The 3,748-nt window shown below is 62.5% G+C and carries 3 protein-coding genes and 1 pseudogene; all 4 read left to right on the plus strand.

Features of this window, described 5'->3' with window-relative positions; genetic code table 11:
* Positions 1-1,800: cbb3-type cytochrome c oxidase subunit I (locus ACFFAR_RS27525; protein ID WP_174363072.1), on the plus strand; the 1,800-nt coding region annotated here is incomplete at its 5' end.
* Complete coding sequence (locus tag ACFFAR_RS27530) at positions 1,793-2,404, plus strand: heme-copper oxidase subunit III (RefSeq protein WP_375508852.1); 612 nt, start codon at positions 1,793-1,795, stop codon at positions 2,402-2,404. The genes ACFFAR_RS27525 and ACFFAR_RS27530, both read left to right, overlap by 8 nt.
* A 10-nt stretch (positions 2,405-2,414) precedes the next feature.
* Positions 2,415-2,810, plus strand: coding sequence for a hypothetical protein (locus tag ACFFAR_RS27535; RefSeq protein WP_174363073.1), 396 nt, complete (start codon positions 2,415-2,417; stop codon positions 2,808-2,810).
* 5 nt (positions 2,811-2,815) lie between these two features.
* Positions 2,816-3,565 (plus strand): annotated as a pseudogene (locus ACFFAR_RS27540) (c-type cytochrome); the annotation flags it as partial.
* Positions 3,566-3,748: the final 183 nt, after the last annotated feature.

The raw sequence follows: 3,748 nt of genomic DNA on the forward strand, positions 1-3,748 counted from the left end.
ATCTTCCTGCTGATGGGCGGCGTGGAAGCGTTGATCATGCGCGTGCAACTCGCGCGCCCCGACGCAACAGTGCTCACGCCCGAGCAGTACAGCCAGCTCTTCACCATGCACGGCGTGACGATGATCTTCCTCTACGCCCTGCCCGTGCTCTCGGGGTTTTCGAACTATCTGTGGCCGCTGATCCTCGGTGCGCGCGACATGGCATTCCCGCGCCTGAATGCGCTTTCATACTGGTTATTCCTGTTCGCGGGCATCTTTCTCTATTCGAGTTTCCCGTTCGGGCAAGCGCCGAACGCCGGATGGTTCAACTATGTGCCGCTGTCAGGACTCGAATACAACACGGGTCCGAACATCGATATCTATGCGCTCGGCATGGTGCTGCTCGGGGCATCGACCACGGTGGGTTCCGCGAATTTCGTCGTCACGCTGATCCGCATGCGTGCGCCGGGCATGTCGATCGATCGCGTGCCGGTGCTCGTATGGGGCACGCTGACTGCGTCCGGCGGCAACCTGCTGGCAGTGCCCGCGGTCAGCCTCGCGTTTTTCCTGCTGTGGCTCGACCGTCAGTTCGGCACGCACTTCTTCGATGTCCTCAACGGCGGCCGCCCCTTGCTCTGGCAGCATCTGTTCTGGATGTTCGCGCATCCGTGGGTGTACGCAATCGTGCTCCCCGCAATGGGTATCGTCTCCGATGCGTTGCCCGTCTTCTGCCGTCGCCGGCTGGTCGGTTATACGCCCGTGGCGTTGTCGACCGTTGCAACCATGGTGGTTGGTTTTATCGTGTGGATCCATCACATGTTTGCAACGGGTATTCCGGCGCTGGCGCTCGCGTTCTTCGGCTCCGCGAGCATGGTCATTGCGATCCCGAGCGCGGTCGCGACCTTCGCGTGGATCGCGACGATCTGGACTGGACGTCCCGTGTTCAAGGTTCCGTTCCTCTACTTCGCCGGCTTTGTGCTGCTGTTCGTGATCGGCGGTGTATCGGGCGTGATGACGGCAGCGGTGCCGCTCGACTGGCAACTCAACGATACCTATTTCGTCGTCGCGCATCTGCATTACGTGCTGCTCGGCATCAACGTGTTTCCGGTGATCGGCGGCGTGGTGTTCTGGTTTCCCAAGTTCACCGGCCGGATGATGAGCGAACGGTTCGGCAAGATCACGTTCTGGGTGATGTTCATCGGCTTCAATCTCGGCTTCTTCCCGATGCACATTGCAGGACTTCTCGGCATGCCGCGCCGCATCTATACCTACTCCGGCGACATGGGGTGGAACACGGTGAACATGGTGACGTCCATTGGCTCGTTCGTGTTCGCGGCAGGCGTGCTGATGTTTCTCTGCGATCTTGTCTGGAGCTATAAGCGCGGACCTGTGGCCGGAAAAAATCCTTGGGATGCGCCCACGCTCGAGTGGTCGGTCTCGTCGCCGCCACCGCCCTACAACTTCGCGACCATACCTGTGGTGGAGAGCGGTCACCCCTTATGGGAAGACCGCCTGGGACAGGAGAATCCGACAGCACGCCGTAGTCAACTCGACGAAGGCATGATCCTCGATCACGGCCGCGAGGCGCTCGCGACCCGCGCGCTCGACGGCCGCCCCGACGCCATCCTGAAGATGCCCGGCGACTCCTACGCGCCCTTCTTTCTGGGCCTCGCCTCCACGCTGATGTTCGCCGCCATGCTGCTGCACATCTGGTGGCTTGCACTCGTCATGCTGGCAGGTTTCGCCGCTTCACTCGTGGCATGGATGTGGCCCGAACGTGCGCTCATGCAACGCGAACCGCAAGGAGGCGCACTTGGCTGATATCACCGACCACGCCGTGAATGCCGACCGTCCGCTGCCCATCGGCACGTCAGGAAGGCATTCGGGCGGATGGTGGGGCATGTGGATGCTGATCGCCACGGAAGCGGCGTTGTTCGGCTACCTGATCTTCAGTTACCTGTATCTGTTCTCGCAAGGCGGCGGCAAGTGGCCACCCGACGGCCTGCCGAAGATGGGCCCGGCGCTCTTCAATACCGCCGTGCTGCTGACCAGCAGCGTGTTTGTAGTGTTGTGCGAGCACGCTGTGAAACGTGAACGGCGTCGTCTTGCGGTGATCTGGATGAGCATCGCGATCGTGCTGGGCGTGCTCTTCGTGGGCGTGCAGTTGAAGGAGTGGCACGACCATCCTTATGGACCCGCATCGCATTTGTACGGCTCGCTTTACTTCACCATCACGGGCTTTCATATGTTGCACGTGGTGGCCGGTCTGATCGTGCTTGCCGTGCTGCTCGCCTGGACCGCGCTCGGTTTTTTCGATGACCGGCGTCACACCGTGCTGACCATCGGCGGGATGTACTGGCATTTCGTCGATATCGTCTGGCTCTTCATCTTCACCACGCTGTACATCAGCCCTTACGTGCTCTAGGAGATACGCCGTGACGGCACCTCGACTGCCCCTTCTCCACGCCATGCAGCAGGTCTACGCGCTGCTCGGCGCACCGCTCGCATGGATCGTGCAGATTTGCGTTTGCGAGGCGCTTGCCGCGCAGTCGTGTTATCCCGCGCAAGACCCGTTGCCGCATTCGAAGATGCCCGCTTTGCACGCGTACATCGGCGCGGTGAGCCTGGTGGCGCTGGCTGTCGCGCTGGGTGGCCTTGCCGCCGCTTGGCGCGGGTGGCGATCAACCGGCGAGGGCAAGGAGCCGAATCCGGATCGCAGGGCCGCACGCTTTGTTTATCGCGTCGCAATGCTCGCCAGTCCGATGTTCGTGCTCGGCCTGATCGTGACGGCGATGGCAGCGCTGATCGTCTCGCCGTGCAAGCCATGGTGAACCCGATGAGATCCGCCCTCGTCATCGTCACGTGCCTGCTTTCGTTTGCAAGACAGGCGTGCGGCCAGACCGCCGATCAGCCCTTGATTGCGCGCGGCGAGTATCTGGCGAAGGCAGGCGATTGCGCCGGTTGCCATACCGCACCGAAAGGCGGCGCGCCGTTCGCGGGCGGCCTCGGCATGGCGTCGCCATTCGGAACTATAGTCAGCAGCAACATCACGCCCGACAAACAATACGGAATCGGCGAGTACACCTATGACGACTTCGCGCGGACCTTGCGTGAGGGCGTGGCGCGCGGCGGCAAGCATCTTTATCCGGCGATGCCGTATCCCTCGTTCTCGAAGATCGATGACGACGACATGCACGCCCTCTACGCGTATTTCCTGCATGGCGTTCAGCCCGTCGCAAAGGCTGCAGCGCCCACGCGCCTCCCGTTCCCGTTCAATCAACGCTGGGCCCTTGCGTTCTGGAACTTCGCTTTTGCACCGAAGGGACTCTATGCCGTTCGCACGGACCACGACGCGCAATGGAACCGTGGCGCGTATCTCGTGCAATCGCTAGGACATTGCGGCGCGTGTCATACGCCTCGCGGTCCTGCTTACGAGGAACGCGGCTATACGGAGTCGTCGCGGTTATATCTGACGGGCGGGACCAACGATCACTGGTTCGCACCGAACCTCACCGGCGACCCCGGCGCGGGTCTCGGCCGCGTGCACGAAGCAGAGATCGCGGCGTTCCTGAAGTCGGGACACGGCGATCTTACGGTGAGGACGCCGGAGACGTGATTGCCGCGCCGGGTCGGTCACGCCTTGCCTTCCTGCTTGTTCCGACCGTGGTCCTGGCGGTTGCCGGTGCGACCGCCGCGTCGCTGGCGTTCGGGCTCTTGCGGCCCTGGCTGGCACCGGCATTCAGACGGCGAGCGGGGATGCGGCGGTGCT

The organism is uncultured Caballeronia sp. (assembly GCF_964243625.1).
In the GTDB taxonomy this organism is placed as follows: domain Bacteria; phylum Pseudomonadota; class Gammaproteobacteria; order Burkholderiales; family Burkholderiaceae; genus Caballeronia.